This is a genomic window from Streptomyces sp. NPDC020958 (assembly GCF_055562175.1).
This window is the reverse complement of record NZ_JBVHFU010000007.1, coordinates 175523-190062: the sequence shown is the minus strand read 5'-3', so window position 1 is coordinate 190062 and position 14540 is coordinate 175523. Positions and strand designations below refer to the sequence as shown.

Sequence of the window (14540 nt, the reverse complement as noted above, 5' to 3'; positions counted from 1 at the left end):
GCACCCGCATGCCCAGGACAAAGGAACTCCCGCCATGAACAGATCCCCCGGACACCGCCGGTTGACCGCCGCGGCCCTCACCGCGCTGGCCGTCACCGTCACCGCCACGGCCTGCTCCTCCGGCTCCGGCAGCACCGGCACCAAGGGCGCCGGCACCGGCACGTACACCCTCTGGGACCCCTACCCGCAGTTCGACAAGACCTCGGCCTGGGCGAGGCTGCTCGACCAGTGCGGCACCAAGGCCGGCGTCAAGGTCAAGCGCACCGGCTTCGACACCAGCGACCTGGGCAACAAGACGCTCCTCGCCGCCCAGCAGGGCAACTCGCCGGACGTCCTCATCGTGGACAACCCGGTGGTGTCGACGTTGGCCGAGGCCGGCGTGCTCACCACGACCGACGAGAACAAGCTGGACACCTCGAAGGCCGACCCCAACCTGCTCGCGGCCGGCCAGTCCGGCGGCAAGACCTACGGCACGCCGATCGGCGCCAACACCCTGGCCCTCTACTACAACAAGGACGTCCTGAAGAAGGCCGGCGTGGACATCGCCTCGGTCAGGGACTGGAGCACGCTCACGGCGGCGCTGGCCAAGGTCACGAAGGCCGGCAAGAAGGGCATCACCTTCTCGGCGATCGGCACCGAGGAGGGCAGCTTCCAGTTCCTGCCGTGGTTCTGGGGCGCCGGTGCCAAGCTGACCGCACTCGACTCCGCCCAGGGCGTGTCCGCGCTCACCCTGTGGAAGGACTGGCTGAAGAACGGCTACGCCCCCAACTCGGTCCTCAACAACACGCAGACCACCAGCTGGCAGGAGTTCGCCAGCGGCGACTACGCGTTCAGCGAGAACGGCACGTGGCAGCTCGCCAACGCCAAGAAGACCGGCTTCGACTACGGCGTCCTGCCCATCCCCGGCCCGGACGGAGGCAACGCCCCGGCCCCGACCGGCGGCGAGTTCGTGACCATCCCGGTCCAGAAGGACACCGCCCGCTACGCCGCTTCCCAGCAGCTGGCCACCTGCCTGACCAGCACGGCCAACCTCTACACCACCGACACCACCCTGTCCTACGTGGCCCCGACCGGCGAGGTCCAGGACAAGCAGGTGGCCGCGAGCGCCGAACTCAAGCCGTGGGTCGCGGCGGTCAGGTCGGCCAAGGGCCGTACCAGTGACGACCTCGGCACCAAGTACCCCAAGATCTCCGAACAGCTCTGGAAGGCCGTCCAGTCCGCCCTGAGCGGGTCCACGTCCCCCAAGGACGCGCTGACGTCCGCGCAGGCCGCGGCCAGGTGACGTGCGCCCCATGAAGCAGACCACACGTCCGCCGGACCACGGTCCCGCACCCGTCCGGGACGCGACGGCGCAGGCAGCCGCCGTGCCCCCGGCCCGCGGCGGCAAACGCCCCCGGCCCACCTCGACCCAGTGGGCCGCCTGGGGGTTCCTCGCCCCGGTGACCGTCTATCTCGCCCTCTTCTACGCCTATCCGCTCTACCGCAACCTCGACCTCAGCCTGCGCGACTACACCGTCCGCTCCTTCGTCCAGGGCGACGCGCCGTTCACGGGCCTGGCGAACTACCGCACCGTCTTCGACAACCCGACCTTCACCCCGGCCCTGCTGCACACCGTCCTCTTCACCGCCGTGTGCCTGGTCTTCCAGTACGCCATCGGGCTCGCCCTCGCCGTCTTCTTCAACCAGAACTTCCCCCTGTCGGCGACCCTGCGCGCCCTGTTCCTCGTACCGTGGCTGCTGCCGCTGATCGTGTCGGCCTCCACCTGGTCGTGGATGCTCAACAGCGACTCCGGGATCGTCAACGCCACCCTGCACGCCGTCGGCGTCCCACCGGTGAACTGGCTGACCTCGCCGTCCTGGTCGCTGACCTCGGTGATCATCGCGAACATCTGGATCGGCGTCCCGTTCAACCTGGTCGTGCTCTACAGCGGCCTCCAGTCCGTCCCGGCCGGCCTGTACGAGGCCGCCGCGCTGGACGGAGCGGGAGCCTGGCGCCGGTTCTGGTCCATCACCTTCCCGCTGCTGCGCCCGGTGTCCGCGATCACCCTGCTGCTGGGGCTCGTCTACACGCTCAAGGTCTTCGACATCATCTGGATCATGACCAAGGGCGGCCCGGCCGACTCCTCCACCACCTTCGCCACCTGGTCCTACCAGCTCGGCTTCGGCAACCTGCTGCCCGCCTTCGGCCCGGGCGCGGCCGTCGGCAACCTGCTCGTGGTCGCCGCGCTGGTCTTCGGCCTGGTCTACGTCCGCGTACAGAGGAAGCAGGCGCTGTCATGACCGGCATACGCAGACGCACCCGGCTGAAGACCACGATCGGCGTCGTCCTGACCGGGATCATGCTGTTCCCGGTCTACTGGATGCTCAACGTCTCCCTCACCCGCGATCAGGACATGCGCAAGAGCCCACCGGACCTGCTGCCGCTGCACGGCACCCTGGCCGGCTACCGCACCGTCCTGGACGAGCAGTTGCCCTACCTCGGTACCAGCCTTGTCATCGGCCTGGGCACCGTGGCGCTGACCGTGGCCCTGGCCGCCCCCGCCGGCTACGCGCTGGCCGCGCTGCGCCCCCGCGGCGGCGGCGTCATGAGCTTCGTCCTGCTGGCCGCGCAGATGATCCCCGGCATCATCATGGCGATGGGCTTCTACGCCGTCTACCTCCAGCTCGGCCTGCTCCAGTCCGTGCCCGGCCTGATCGTCGCCGACTCGACCCTGGCCGTGCCGTTCGCGGTGCTGATCTTCACGGCTTTCATGTCCGGCATCCCCGGCGAACTCCTCCAGGCCGCACAGGTGGACGGCGCGAATCGGCTGCGCACCTTCTGGTCCGTCGTGCTGCCGACGAGCCGCAACGCCGTCGTCACGGTGTCCCTGTTCGCCTTCCTGTGGTCCTGGTCCGACTTCGTCTTCGCCGGCACCCTGGTCAACGGCGGCGCCCATGAGCCGATCACCCTCGGCATCTACCACTACATCGGCAACAACAACCAGCAGTGGAACGCCATCATGGCCACCGCCGTCGTGGCCTCGCTGCCGGCCGCCGTGATCCTCGTCCTCGCCCAGCGGTACGTCGCCGCCGGTGTGACCGCCGGCGCGGTCAAGGACTGAACACCGCCGACTCGCCGACGCCGCTCCGCCGCTGCCCCCTGCTCCCAGAAACGAGTCACGCCACCATGACCGCCGCCCCGCCCGGACCGGCCTTCGCCGTCCACGACATCCCGTTCAGCACCTACGGATCCTGGTTCGACATCTCGCCCGTGGTGGCGCAGAACACGTACGCCGAGGACCTCCACCTCGTGTCCCACCAGAACGGCATGCACGGCGTCCTGCGCCTGGTCCCCCTGGCCGCCTCGACGACGGGCGACCGCGCCGAGACCCGCGTCGAGGCGACACCGGGCCTGCTCAGCTGGCTCGGCGAGAGCGGGCGCGTCGACCTCGCCTACGAGTCGCCGGACACCGTACGCCTGCGGGGCAGCGGCCTGGGCATCGCAGTCCTCGCCGCCGCGCGGACCCTGACCCCGTTCAGCGGAACGTACTTCTTCCACGACCCGGCGGCCGACGGACACGTCTTCACGTCGTACGAGACGGGGCGCCGCTACCGCGTCACCGTGCTGTCCGGCGCCCTCACCGAGGTGACCGGGGCGCAGGCCCTGGGCGGCGCCGACCGCGGAGTCGCCGTGACCGCGGACGTGGACGCGACCTGGGAGATCGCGATCGACGAACTCGACACGGCGCGCCCGCCGTACGGGTCCGCGGAGACCTTCGACGACGTGGTGGAATCCGCGCGGCGGGCGTTTGCGGACTTCGCCGACGCCGTCGCTCCCTGGCGTTCGGCCGCCACACCGGCCGCCGAACTCGCCGCCTACGTCCTCTGGTCGGCGACCGTACGGCCGGCGGGCCTGGTCACCCGGCCCGGCGTGCTGATGTCCAAGCACTGGATGGACAAGGTGTGGAGCTGGGACCACTGCTTCAACGCCCTGGCTCTCGCGCCGGGTTGCCCCGAGCTCGCCCTGGACCAGTTCGCCCTGCCCTTCGACCACCAGGACGCCGCCGGCGCCCTGCCCGACTCGGTCACCCACTCCGAGGTCCTGTACAACTTCGTCAAGCCGCCCATCCACGGCTGGGCCTTCGGCCACCTGCGCCGCCTCCTCCCGGAACCGCTCGACCAGAACCAACTGGCCGAGGCGTATGGCCGGTTGGAGCGCTGGAGCACCTTCTGGCGCACCGCGCGACGAGCCCCCGGCGCCGAACTGCCCCACTACCAGCACGGCAACGACAGTGGCTGGGACAACGCCACCACCTTCGACCCCGAGCGCGTCGTCGTCACCGCCGACCTGGCCGCCTTCCTCGTGCTCCAGTTGCGCGAACTCGCCGCTCTCGCACAGGAACTGGGCCGGGACGACGCGGCGCGCCACTGGACGGCCGCGGCCGAGGAGACCCAGGCCGCACTGCTCGACCAGCTCTGGACCGGGGAGCGGTTCGTCGCCCGGGGAGTCGCCAGCGGGGACACCTGGAGCAGCGCCAGCCTCCTCGACCTGATGCCTGTCGCGCTGGGCGAGCACCTGCCCGGCGAGGTCAGCGGCGCCCTGGCCGACCACATCAGGGCCCACCTCACGCCGTACGGCCTCGCCACCGAACTGCCCACCTCGCCGCACTACCTCGCCGACGGCTACTGGCGCGGTCCGATCTGGGCCCCCGCCACCGTGCTCGTCGAGGACGGCCTGCGCCGCGCCGGCCACCAACGGCTCGCCGACGACATCAGCGCCCGCTTCCGCGCCCTGTGCGAGACCCACGGCTTCGCCGAGAACTTCGACGCCGTCACCGGCGCCGGCCTGCGCGACCGTGCCTACACCTGGACGGCCGGGAGCTATCTTCTGCTCGCGGCGGCACACGTCCACCGGGACGGCCACTGATCACCCGTCCCTGAGGGCGTTCAGCACGAGGAAGAACCAGATCTCGCGGCTTGCCGGCAAAACCTGACCGACCTGCCGCGGCGGGCCGCTGTCACGGAGAGGCGGGCAGGTGCGGGGAGCGGAGGACGAGCAGCGTGATCTCGCTGGGGGCGAAGACCCGGAAGGGCGGCCCCCAGAAGCCGGTGCCGCGACTGGTGTAGAGGAGGGTGCGGCTGCCGTGGTGGCTGAGGCCGGCGAGGACGGGCTGGTCGATGCGGACCAGGTGGTGGAAGGGCCAGATCTGGCCGCCGTGGGTGTGGCCGGAGAGCTGGAGATCGACGCCGGCGGCCGCCGCCCGGTCGACGAACTTGGGCTGGTGGGCGAGCAGCAGGACGGGAAGGTCCGGGTCCGCGCCGTGCAGGGCTCCGGCGAGGTGGGCACGGTGCCCCGCCAGGCCGGAGGACTCGGCGGTGACGTCGTCCACGCCCGCGACCACGAGGGTGTCGCCGCCGCGTTCGAGCAGCAGATGGCGGTTGCGCAGCGGCTCCCAGCCCAGCTCGTCCATGAGGTCGACCCAGCCCTGGGCCTCGCTGTAGTACTCGTGGTTGCCGGTGACGTACACCCGGGCCCGGGTGGCCCGCACCGTGCCGAGCGGGAGGGCCTGGGCGCGGCGGCGTGCGGCCGTGCCGTCCGCGATGTCGCCGGTGTGGCAGACCAGGTCGGCATCCAGCGCGTTCACCGTCTCGCACACCCGTGCCGACCAGCGGGTGCGATCGAGCGGGCCGTAGTGGGTGTCGGTGATGAGGGCGACGCGGAGGCCGTCCAGCCCGGCACCCAGCCGCGGGAGTCGCACGTCGAGCCGGCGCACGCGTGGCACACGGCGGGCCTCGACGTATCCCCAGGCCAGCAGGCCGGCGGTGACGCCGAGGACGGCCCACGCGACGATCCGGGCCCGGTCCTCACTCGTGCCGACGCCGGCCACGGTCAGGGCGAGCCGCAGGAAGAGGCCGAGCAGGACGGACCAGGTGAACAGGACCCAGCTCGCGCCCAACAGGGTGTCACCGACGATCGCCGCCCGGTCCCGCTGACGCCGGCCGTGGCCGCGCATCATCGCGAGCGGCATGCCGAGGAGGCCGAGGACGAACACGGCGGTGCCGACCGGCGTGACGGGCAGCGGCCAGTGCTGGCCGGTGTACAGGAGCACCCAGCAGGGCACCGCCCACAACAGGACGGGGGCGATCAGGGGGCGGTAGCGCTTCAGGCGGTGGCGCAGGCTCCGCCGCGGTGCCGGTGCCTCACCGTCGGCGAGCCGGGTGTCGCTCGTGTCGGTCACGTTTCCCCTCCCTGACCAAGCTGCCCTCTCGCGCACTGTATCCGGTCGCAGGGGTTCCTCCGTGAGGTGCGGCCCGGCTGACGTCACCCGGTCGGCGTCCCTTCACAACTCGGCTACGCGCCAACGCAGTTGGTGCACGCGAGGCCCCTGGGGCAGCTGATACTCTGCGCTCGCTCTCCCTCCTGATCAGGCCCCCGTTCCGAAAGTCGGCCGACACCCATGAACGACACAGCTGCCGAGTTGTCAGCGGAGACCTTCCGCCCGGAAGGCCGGCGCCGGCATCGCAGGCCGCGGCCGAGCGGTACGGGCACGGGTCTTCGCCGGGCCCTCGTCCTCGCCGTCGCCGTACCTGTCGCCTCGGCCGCGCTGGCGGGTCCCTCCGCATTCGCCGCGGGCAAGACCGGGGTGACGGCCAAGACCGGCGCCGCGGATGCCGACGACCAGCAGATGGCCGCCAACCTCGAGACGCGTGTACTCGACCAGCGACTGGGCTCCGACGTCAGTGGTGTGGTCCTGGACGCCGCGTCGGACACCACCGTCTGGGGCCACAACGCGGCCACCGCGCTGATGCCGGCCTCCAACGCCAAGCTCGCCACGTCGACCGCGGCCCTGACCGTGCTCGGCCCGGACCACCGGTTCACCACGAAGGTCGTCTACGGTGACGGCACCCTCACCCTCGTCGGCGGCGGCGACCGCACCCTGACCACCGCCGACCTCGCCGAGCTCGCGAAGACCGCGGTGGCCGGGCTGAAGGCGGCGGGCCTTACCTCCGTGAAGGTCGCGGTGGACGACAGCCTGTTCCCCGAGCCGACCCTGGCCAACGGCTGGAACGACGGCTACTACCCGGACACCGTCGCCCCGGTCCGCGCCCTCGTGGTCGACGGGCACGGCGTCCAGGACACGTCGATCGACGCGGGACAGGTCTTCGCCAAGCAGCTCGTCGACGCCGGAGTCACCGTCGACGGCGACGTCGCCCGCGCCACCGCGGGGACCCGCGACGTACCGGTGGCCCGGCACCGGTCGGCGCCGCTGTCGGACATCGTGCACACGATGCTCAAGCACAGCGACAACGACATCGCCGAGACGCTGCTGCGGATGACCGCCCTGGGGGCGGGCCGGCCGGCCACCTTCACGGGCGGTACCGAGGTGGTGCGCCACATCCTGAGCGACGTGTACGGCGTGTCCCTCGACCACTTCGAGCTCTACGACGGCAGCGGTCTGTCCCGGGCCGACCGCATCCCGGCCGCCACCCTCGCGCAGATCCTCGAACTGCTCACGGAGCCGCGGTACGCGCACACCCTCGGCTCCGTCCTCGACGGCCTGCCGGTCTCCGGGGAGGCCGGCAGCACCCTCGGCCCGGAGTACGGCCGCTTCGACGACCCCCACTCCGAGTGCGCCGTCGGCAAGGTGCACGCCAAGACCGGCACCCTCACCGGCGCCATCGCGCTGAGCGGCCTGACGCTGGGCAAGGACGGCCGATGGAAGGTGTTCTCCTTCGTCGAGAACGGCTCCACGGCCGACCCGAACACCATCAAGGACGCGATGGACGGCCTGGCCGCGACCGTCAACGGCTGCTGGGCGTAGGGTTTCCACGCGCGGGCCGGGGACGCCACAAACTCCCGGCTTCCGCTGGGCGCGCGGGGAGGGGCTCGACGCTGCCATCGTCCGACGGGGAGGGTTCGGGGTATGCGCGGACAGGACTGGATCGAACGCGCGGGAGAGCTGTTCGAAGCGGCGATGTTCGTCGGGAACAGGTCGGCGCTGGACCGGTCCGACGACGTGCTCGACGCGGTCGAGGCGCCACTCTCCCTGGCGCGGGGCAAGGTGATGCACGTCCGCTTCCTCGACGACCGCGAGGAGAACAGCCAGGAACTGGTGCTGTTCGAGCGCGCGGCCGAGTTGTACGGGCGTCTGGGGGACGCGTCCGGTGAGGCGGAAGCGCTGTTCTGGGTCGGCTGCTGGCACCAGGTGGTCAAGGGTGACGGTGCCACCGGGCGACCGTACTTCGAGCGGTCCTACGCGCGGGCGAAATCCGTCGACGACCGGATGACGATGGAACTCCCACAGCAGCAACAGGATCGTCGACCAGGCGGTCCGGGTGTGGGCGCCGAACCTGTTCCACAGGGCCAGACCCGTCGCGTAGACCACCGCGAGCAGTCCGCTGACCGCCACGATGTCCCAGCACAGCGGGATGCCGAGTCGGACGAGGCGGACCAGCGCGGCACCGACGACGAGGAAGAAGACGAGATGTGGCACCTGCTGCGCGACCAGCCGGCTGAACCGGCCCGGACGGGGAGCGCGCGCAGGTTCGCGGTCGGACACCGCAAACCCCCTGGACGGATGATCCACTGGGACAGGGAGGACGAGTCTAGCCGCCGGCTGTATGAGCGATGTGAGGAAGCGGAGAAGGCGGGTCCGCCCGGGCGGCGGGTGGAGGAGACCGTCCCGCCCCGACGCCCGGGCGGCTTGCTAGGCCCCCGGGTGCAGGCCGAGCCGGCCAGGCGTCGGGTCGCCCTGCACCTCGCCGAAGTACAGGGCGAAGGTCTGCTTCCACCGTTCCACCTCGGCGCGGTCGGCCATGAGGCGGGGGAAGCCGTCCACGTGCGCGTTGGGGTACGCCCACAGCGGCTTCAGACCGGCCGGGGGAGCCACGTCGGTGCGCACCGACCAGCCGTTGAAGGAGTTCCCCTGCCACTGCGTGGACAACTGCCAGTTGAGGAACAGCTTGGCGGCCGTCGGGTTCTTGGCCTGCTTGAGAATGGCCGCGCGCTGTCCCCAGCCCATGAACGGGTTCTCGTGGGCCTGGGAACCCTTGAGGACGAGACCGACAACGGCTGAGTCGGCGACGGCGACGGCGACGGCGATGGCGACAGGTGACGTACCCCTGCAGCGGGACCTGTTCGCCCGCGTCGAGAAAGCGGCCAGAGAGGCCGGACACGGCGGGGTGCTGGACGCCTGGGGCGACGACCTGGAGTTCCTGCGGCCACAGTGAGACAGACAGGGCCGCTTCCTGAACTCTGCCTGCGCCCGGTCGACCGGCGGAGCGGTTCATCGGTGGAGGTGAGCCATAGCCTCCTCCGCCGCAGGGTAGACACGTTCACGCGGCAGGAGTTGCCGTGCGGCGTCCAGGTCTCCGCTCTGCACATGCGCGCGGACGGTGTGGGCGAGCGATGTGACGTCGGTGATGGAGACGATCCACGCATCGGCGTAGAGACGTGCGGCTTCGCCGGCAAGCCCGAGCTGGAGAGACCGCTGGGCGAGCGGCTGAAGGTGGAGGTCGCGTTCGGGGTCCCACTGCACCCGGGCCGGAGCCCGCTTCAAGCGGCGCTTCCACTCGGCACGGTCGGCGTGGAGCCCGTGCTCGTAGTGGGACAGGCAGGCGTTCCGCAGCGCCCACTCGAAGCCCTCACGGGAGATCTCGACGGCGAGGACGGTCTCCTGCCCTTCTTTCGTGCCCCACCCACAGCGGTACATCATCCACAGGAACGACGGCTTGATCCAGGTCATCCGCTCCCGCCGCCACACCGCCGGGAACCGGCCGTCCCGGGCGGCCGGCTGGCCGATCTCCGGTGTGTACGCCTGGTAGACGGTGAGGGTGGCGTCCGTGTGCTGGGCTCGGATCTGGTACTTGGGTTCTGCCACGGGAACCAGAGTGGGCAGACCGTTTCGCGCGCGCCATCGAATTACTGGGGTGACACCGCCTGGTGGCGCCGGCTCTCATCCCAGGAACGCCGCGGTCGCCGCCACGAAGCGGTCCGCGTCGTCGAGCCACGGGAAGTGCCCGGCTCGGGGTTGGACGGTGCACTCGGCATTCGGGAATAGCCGCGCGAACTCGGCCGCCGCGGGCGGAGGGGCGCCCGGATCGACCTGTCCGGCGAGCACGAGCACCGGTGACTCGACATGGGCGAGCGCCGGGCGAGTGGCGTCCGGGTCGTACGCGCCCTCGGCGTTGAAGACGGCGGTGGTCCGGCCCGCCCCGATCGCTTCCAGGGCCGCGAACGCCTCCGGGAACCACGGCTCGTCCCGGCGCAGCCGGACGGTCTCGCGCCGCAGCGTCTTCCGCCGCTGCCGGGTGGGACACGCGGCCGGGTGCCGGGGTTGTCGGCACCTGATCTCGTCAGGGGAGAGGATTTCTCCGGAGCGTGTCGATCGGCGGGGTTCCCGTTCGACGCTTGGGTAGAGGCCCGACCCCCGAAGCAGGCGGTCCGGGTTGCCGACCACGAAACCGGCTGCCGTCCGCCGGCCGCCCGAGGGAGAAACCATGCAGATCCGCGCCCGTATGAGCATGAGTGCCGATGGCTATGTGACCACACCGAGCGGGTGGCCCGCCCTGACCGCCGACCCCTCGTTCGTCTCCGGCGAAAGCCACGGTATCCGGGAGTTCCTCGACGGTTGCGAGGCGGCGCTGATGGGCCGCACCACCTTCGAGCCCGCGCTGACCAACAACCGCTGGCCGTGGCCGGACCTCGACGTGTTCGTCCTCGGCTCACACCGTCCTGACGGCACCCCCGACCACGTCACCACCGACAGTGACCCGGTGCGGCTCCTGGAGAAGCTCCGCTCGGTCAACCGGGGTGGCGACGTCCACCTCATCGGCGGCCCGCGGACGATCGGGACCTTCCACGCACTCGGCGCGCTCGACACCCTCGAACTGGTCGTCCTTCCGATGCTGTTCGGCGGCGGTATGCACCTGACACCCATGCTCAGCCCTGACACCGCACTGACCTTCCGGCACGAGCGGGCCCTCTCCGGTGGTTCCGTGGAGATCGTCTACTCCTGCCAGGGCAGCCGCACCGCACTTCCCGACAAGCCTGCCAGCCAACGCTGAGCGGCATTCGACGGCTCGCCGACCCGTCAGCCGCCTGCCGGCTCGGTGGTACGCGACATCGGAGGCAAACCCGCCGAACGGCAGACGGACGATCCGTAGCCTCGACCGACCCGGATCGCAGTACTGTGCCTTCGCATGACCGACACCGACACCGAGACCGAGATCACCGGGGACCTTGTTCGCGACCTGCTGCGGGAACAACATCCGGATCTGGCCGGGCTGGCCATCCGTGAAGTGGTGGGCGGCTGGGGCAACCAAATGTGGCGTCTCGGGGACGACTTGGCCGTGCGCATGCAGCGCATGGACTCCTCCCCGGAGCCACAGCTCAAGGAGCGGCGGTGGCTACCCGTGCTCGCTCCGCGCCTTCCGCTCCCGGTGCCGACCCCGGTGCGGTTCGGTGAACCGTCCGAGCGTTTCCGCAAGCACTGGACCGTGATGACGTGGGTTCCCGGCGAGCCGCTGGACCACGGCTCGATCAGCCGCGGCCCCCACGCGGCCGACGCACTGGCGGGCTTCCTGCGGGCGCTCCATGTGGAGGCGCCCGCCGAGGCGCCGATCGCCACGGACCGCGGCGGCCATCCCAGGGATTGCACCGACGGCTTCGAGAACTTGCTCAAGGCCGTTGCCCCCGACGACGTCGCGGCCGACGTCCGCGCCGTCTGGGACGACGCCGCGGCGGCCGAGGCGTGGGCGGGCCCGCGGATGTGGGTGCACGGCGACCTGCATCCCGCGAACGTCGTCGTCTCGCACGGAACGCTCTCGGGGATCGTCGATTTCGGTGACATGTTCGCAGGCGACCCGGCATGGGACCTCGCCGCCGCCTGGGTGCTGCTACCGGCGGGCACGGCCGCACGGTTCTTCGCCCGGTACGCGCGGGCGGACGAGGCGGCGATCCGGCGGGCCCGCGGGCTGGCCGCGATGAAGAGCCTCTTCCTGATGCTCATGGGGCAGGCCGGAGACCGGGGCCTGCCGGGCGGCAAGCCGCACTGGGGACCCGCCGGCCGGAAGGCACTTGATCGGGTTCTCAAGGGCGTGTGACGCGCGCCGGGTCGGATACTGTCGGCATGCTCCTCGACTTCACGCACGACCACGACGGCGAACGGCTCAGCGGTGTGTACGGGGGTGGACCGTCCGGAGTCACCGCCGTGGTGCTGCACGGCGCGGGCACCAGCAGCAGGGAACGACTGCTGCCGCTGGTCCGGGAGTTCGTGGCCCACGGCTGTCGCGGGATCGCCTTCGACTTCTCCGGCCACGGGCACAGCACGGGCTCGCTGGGCGAGTTGAGCCTCCGGCGGCGGTTCGAGCAGGCCGTGGCGGTGATCGACGCGTACGCGGGGGCGGACGGGCCGCTGGTCCTGGTGGGATTCAGCATGAGCGGGCAGACCGTGGCGGATCTCGTCCGGCACTACGGGGACCGGGTGGCGGCGCTCGGCCTGTGCGCGCCCGCCGTGTACACCGCCGAGGCGTGGGACGTGCCCTTCGGTGACGGGAACGGCCGGTTCAGCGACATCATCCGGCAGCCGGACAGCTGGCGCACGGCGCCCGCGCTCGAGGTCCTGCGGGCGTACGAGGGGCGGGCGGTGCTCGCCGTTCCCGGCACGGACGCGGTGATCCCGCCCGCGGTGACCGAGGCCGTACAGGACGCGCTGGTCGCACGCGCCCAGTACACGCGTCTCGACCTTCCGGGAGCACAGCACCAGGTGGGGAGGTGGCTTCGCGAACACGCCGAAGACCGGCGGGAGTTCGTGGTGGCGATGCTCACCGGCCTCGCCGACCGTGGCTGGACGGCCACGCGCGCCTGGGTGGCCAAGCAGCTCGGCCCGGGCCGCTCGGTCACCGGCTCCCTCTCCTTGTCCGGTGGCTGGAGCTCCCAGATGCGCCGGCTCACGCTCGACGACGGCACGGAGCTGGTGCAACGGACCTTCGTGAAGCCGTTCTTCCGGCGGGCAGGACCCGGGCTGCTGGCTCGCGAGGCATCCGTCCTGACCCTGCTCGCCGGGCAGGAAGGCATTCCCGCCCCCGGTCTCGTCGCCGTGGACGCCACGGCCGACCACTGCGATCATCCGACCCTGTTGATGTCCGCTCTGCCGGGCCGTGTCCGCGTGGACGAGGACGACCTCGACCGACGCCTGGATCTGCTCGCGGCCCAACTGGTTCGCGTCCACGGCCTCGTATCGGCCGAAAGGCCGCGCACGTACCAGGCGTGGACGCCCCCGGAGCGCGTCCGCACGCCGGACGGCCCCCTGTGGGAGCGTGCCGTGGACGTGATCCGCCGGGACCCGCCGCCGTACGAAGGCTGCTTTCTGCACCGCGATTTCCACCCGGGGAACGTGCTCTTCGCAGGGGCCGGCCCCGAGCTGCGGATCACCGGCGTCGTGGACTGGGTCGAGACCTCGTGGGGACCTGCCGACCTGGACGTGGCGCACTGCTCGACCGCGCTCGCACTGCTGCACGGGCCGGAGTACGGGCTGGCCTTCCGCGAGCGCTACGAGGCGCACGGCGGCCGCGGCCTCGCCGCCGGCCCCGACCACCTGTACTGGCGGCTGCTCGACGCCCTGCACTACTGCCCCGACGCGGCGAAGCTGGCCGGTCCCTGGCGTGACCTGGGGCGGGACGATCTGACGTCCGACGTGCTGCGGGAACGGCTGGAGGCGTACGTGACCGGACTGCTGCGGCGGTACGGCTGACGAGAGCCGGATCCCGGGTCCGGTCCCGGCCTGCCGCACCGGGGAGCGCGTGGGCGCAGGTCAGGGACTCTGACGCCGTCTGTTGCTGTCCTGGCGCAGTTGTTCGGTGTGGCCGGTGATGCCGTCGATGCGGGCGGCGAGGTCCGGGCGGGCGGCACGCAGGTGGGGTTCGGCCTCGGCGAGGGGAGGGATGAGGCGGGCGGCGTCGTCGGCGGCGAGAGCGGCATCGATGCGGCGGACGAAGGGACGGGCCGCGGCGGGAAGGTCGGTGAGCGTCGTGATCTGGCCGGCGAGCCGCCGCAGGTCGGCGGCGTTGTCGCGGGCCCACGCGGTGACGGAGCGTTCCCCGGCGCGACGGTCGCGGGTGGCCCGTACGCGCTCCTCGCCGGTGGTGCCCGCGGCTCCCGGACGCAGCCGCAGATAGCGGCGCTCCGCTGCTTGACGGCTGGCGACGCCGAGTGGGGCCGCGAGGTCGGCCCAGCTGGCGCCGGCTTCCCGGGCTGATTCGATCAGGTCCGTCTCCCAGCCCGCGAGTTGTTCGCGTACCTCGCGCAGCAGCAGGAGGGAGGCCAGGACCTGCTCGGGAGCGGGGCCGGTGCCAGGCGGTTCGTCGTCCGGTGCGGTGCGGGCGACGTGCAGGGCCTGGTCGATGGAACGCAGGGCGGAGGCCGCGGCGAGAAAGGAGGCGGGGCCCGGCCGGTGGCCCTCGGCCGGGCCGCCCTGGTCGGGTCGAGGGGGCTGAGCGGCAGCAGTGGACATGCGATCTCCTCCGTCGGACGTGTCACCCTTTCGACGACACCTTGCTTGT

The 14540-nt window shown here is 71.5% G+C and carries 13 protein-coding genes and 1 pseudogene; 9 read left to right on the top strand and 5 right to left on the bottom strand.

The features are described from left to right. Positions 1-34 precede the first annotated feature (34 nt). The 4 genes from ACZ3KP_RS22360 to ACZ3KP_RS22345 all read left to right on the top strand — a co-directional run bounded on the left by ACZ3KP_RS22360 (position 35) and on the right by ACZ3KP_RS22345 (position 4905). Complete coding sequence (locus ACZ3KP_RS22360; RefSeq protein ID WP_467501414.1) at positions 35-1282, top strand: sugar ABC transporter substrate-binding protein; 1248 nt, start codon at positions 35-37, stop codon at positions 1280-1282. A gap of 10 nt (positions 1283-1292) precedes the next feature. Beyond that, the gene (locus tag ACZ3KP_RS22355; RefSeq protein ID WP_467501413.1) at positions 1293-2279 is read left to right on the top strand and encodes a carbohydrate ABC transporter permease; all 987 of its coding nucleotides are present in this window, start codon (positions 1293-1295) and stop codon (positions 2277-2279) included. Next, positions 2276-3100, top strand: coding sequence for a carbohydrate ABC transporter permease (locus ACZ3KP_RS22350; protein ID WP_467501412.1), 825 nt, complete (start codon positions 2276-2278; stop codon positions 3098-3100). The genes ACZ3KP_RS22355 and ACZ3KP_RS22350 overlap by 4 nt, the downstream gene beginning before the upstream one ends. Before the next feature lie 65 nt (positions 3101-3165). Then, a complete protein-coding gene (locus ACZ3KP_RS22345; RefSeq protein WP_467501411.1) occupies positions 3166-4905 on the top strand; it encodes an amylo-alpha-1,6-glucosidase in 1740 nt (579 codons plus the stop codon). Between the two features lie 91 nt (positions 4906-4996). On the opposite strand, the gene ACZ3KP_RS22340 is transcribed toward ACZ3KP_RS22345, so the two are convergent. Continuing rightward, a complete protein-coding gene (locus ACZ3KP_RS22340) occupies positions 4997-6217 on the bottom strand; it encodes a metallophosphoesterase (protein ID WP_467501410.1) in 1221 nt (406 codons plus the stop codon). 219 nt (positions 6218-6436) lie between these two features. On the opposite strand from ACZ3KP_RS22340, the gene dacB reads away from it, so the two are divergent. Next, positions 6437-7801, top strand: a complete 1365-nt coding sequence (gene dacB, locus ACZ3KP_RS22335; RefSeq protein ID WP_467501409.1) for a D-alanyl-D-alanine carboxypeptidase/D-alanyl-D-alanine endopeptidase — start codon at positions 6437-6439, stop codon at positions 7799-7801. Positions 7802-8686: 885 nt separating this feature from the next. Here dacB and ACZ3KP_RS22330 read toward each other — a convergent pair. Beyond that, positions 8687-9010 (bottom strand): annotated as a pseudogene (locus tag ACZ3KP_RS22330) (ABC transporter substrate-binding protein); the annotation flags it as partial. 70 nt (positions 9011-9080) lie between these two features. Here ACZ3KP_RS22330 and ACZ3KP_RS22325 point away from each other — a divergent pair. Next, positions 9081-9209, top strand: coding sequence for a hypothetical protein (locus ACZ3KP_RS22325; RefSeq protein WP_467501408.1), 129 nt, complete (start codon positions 9081-9083; stop codon positions 9207-9209). Between the two features lie 56 nt (positions 9210-9265). Here the strand turns inward: ACZ3KP_RS22325 and ACZ3KP_RS22320 are convergent, their stop codons facing one another. Together ACZ3KP_RS22320 and ACZ3KP_RS22315 are read right to left on the bottom strand one after the other, a co-directional pair. Continuing rightward, positions 9266-9859 (bottom strand): DUF4291 domain-containing protein, encoded by a 594-nt coding sequence (locus ACZ3KP_RS22320; RefSeq protein WP_467501407.1) that lies wholly within the window; start codon positions 9857-9859, stop codon positions 9266-9268. A gap of 75 nt (positions 9860-9934) precedes the next feature. Beyond that, on the bottom strand, positions 9935-10480 hold the full coding sequence (locus ACZ3KP_RS22315; protein WP_467501406.1) for an alpha/beta fold hydrolase: 546 nt from the start codon (positions 10478-10480) through the stop codon (positions 9935-9937). Between ACZ3KP_RS22315 and ACZ3KP_RS22310 the strand changes: the two genes are divergently transcribed. From ACZ3KP_RS22310 to ACZ3KP_RS22300, 3 genes are all read left to right on the top strand, one after another. After that, complete coding sequence (locus tag ACZ3KP_RS22310) at positions 10479-11045, top strand: dihydrofolate reductase family protein (RefSeq protein ID WP_467501405.1); 567 nt, start codon at positions 10479-10481, stop codon at positions 11043-11045. The genes ACZ3KP_RS22315 and ACZ3KP_RS22310 overlap by 2 nt on opposite strands. Before the next feature lie 135 nt (positions 11046-11180). Next, positions 11181-12083 carry a phosphotransferase gene (locus ACZ3KP_RS22305; RefSeq protein WP_467501404.1) on the top strand — a complete coding sequence of 301 codons (903 nt, stop codon included), beginning with the start codon at positions 11181-11183 and terminating at the stop codon, positions 12081-12083. Between the two features lie 26 nt (positions 12084-12109). Beyond that, a complete protein-coding gene (locus tag ACZ3KP_RS22300) occupies positions 12110-13732 on the top strand; it encodes an alpha/beta fold hydrolase (RefSeq protein ID WP_467501403.1) in 1623 nt (540 codons plus the stop codon). A 60-nt stretch (positions 13733-13792) separates the two neighbouring features. Here the strand turns inward: ACZ3KP_RS22300 and ACZ3KP_RS22295 are convergent, their stop codons facing one another. Further along, the gene (locus ACZ3KP_RS22295; RefSeq protein ID WP_467501402.1) at positions 13793-14491 is read right to left on the bottom strand and encodes a type III effector protein; all 699 of its coding nucleotides are present in this window, start codon (positions 14489-14491) and stop codon (positions 13793-13795) included. Positions 14492-14540 lie beyond the last annotated feature (49 nt).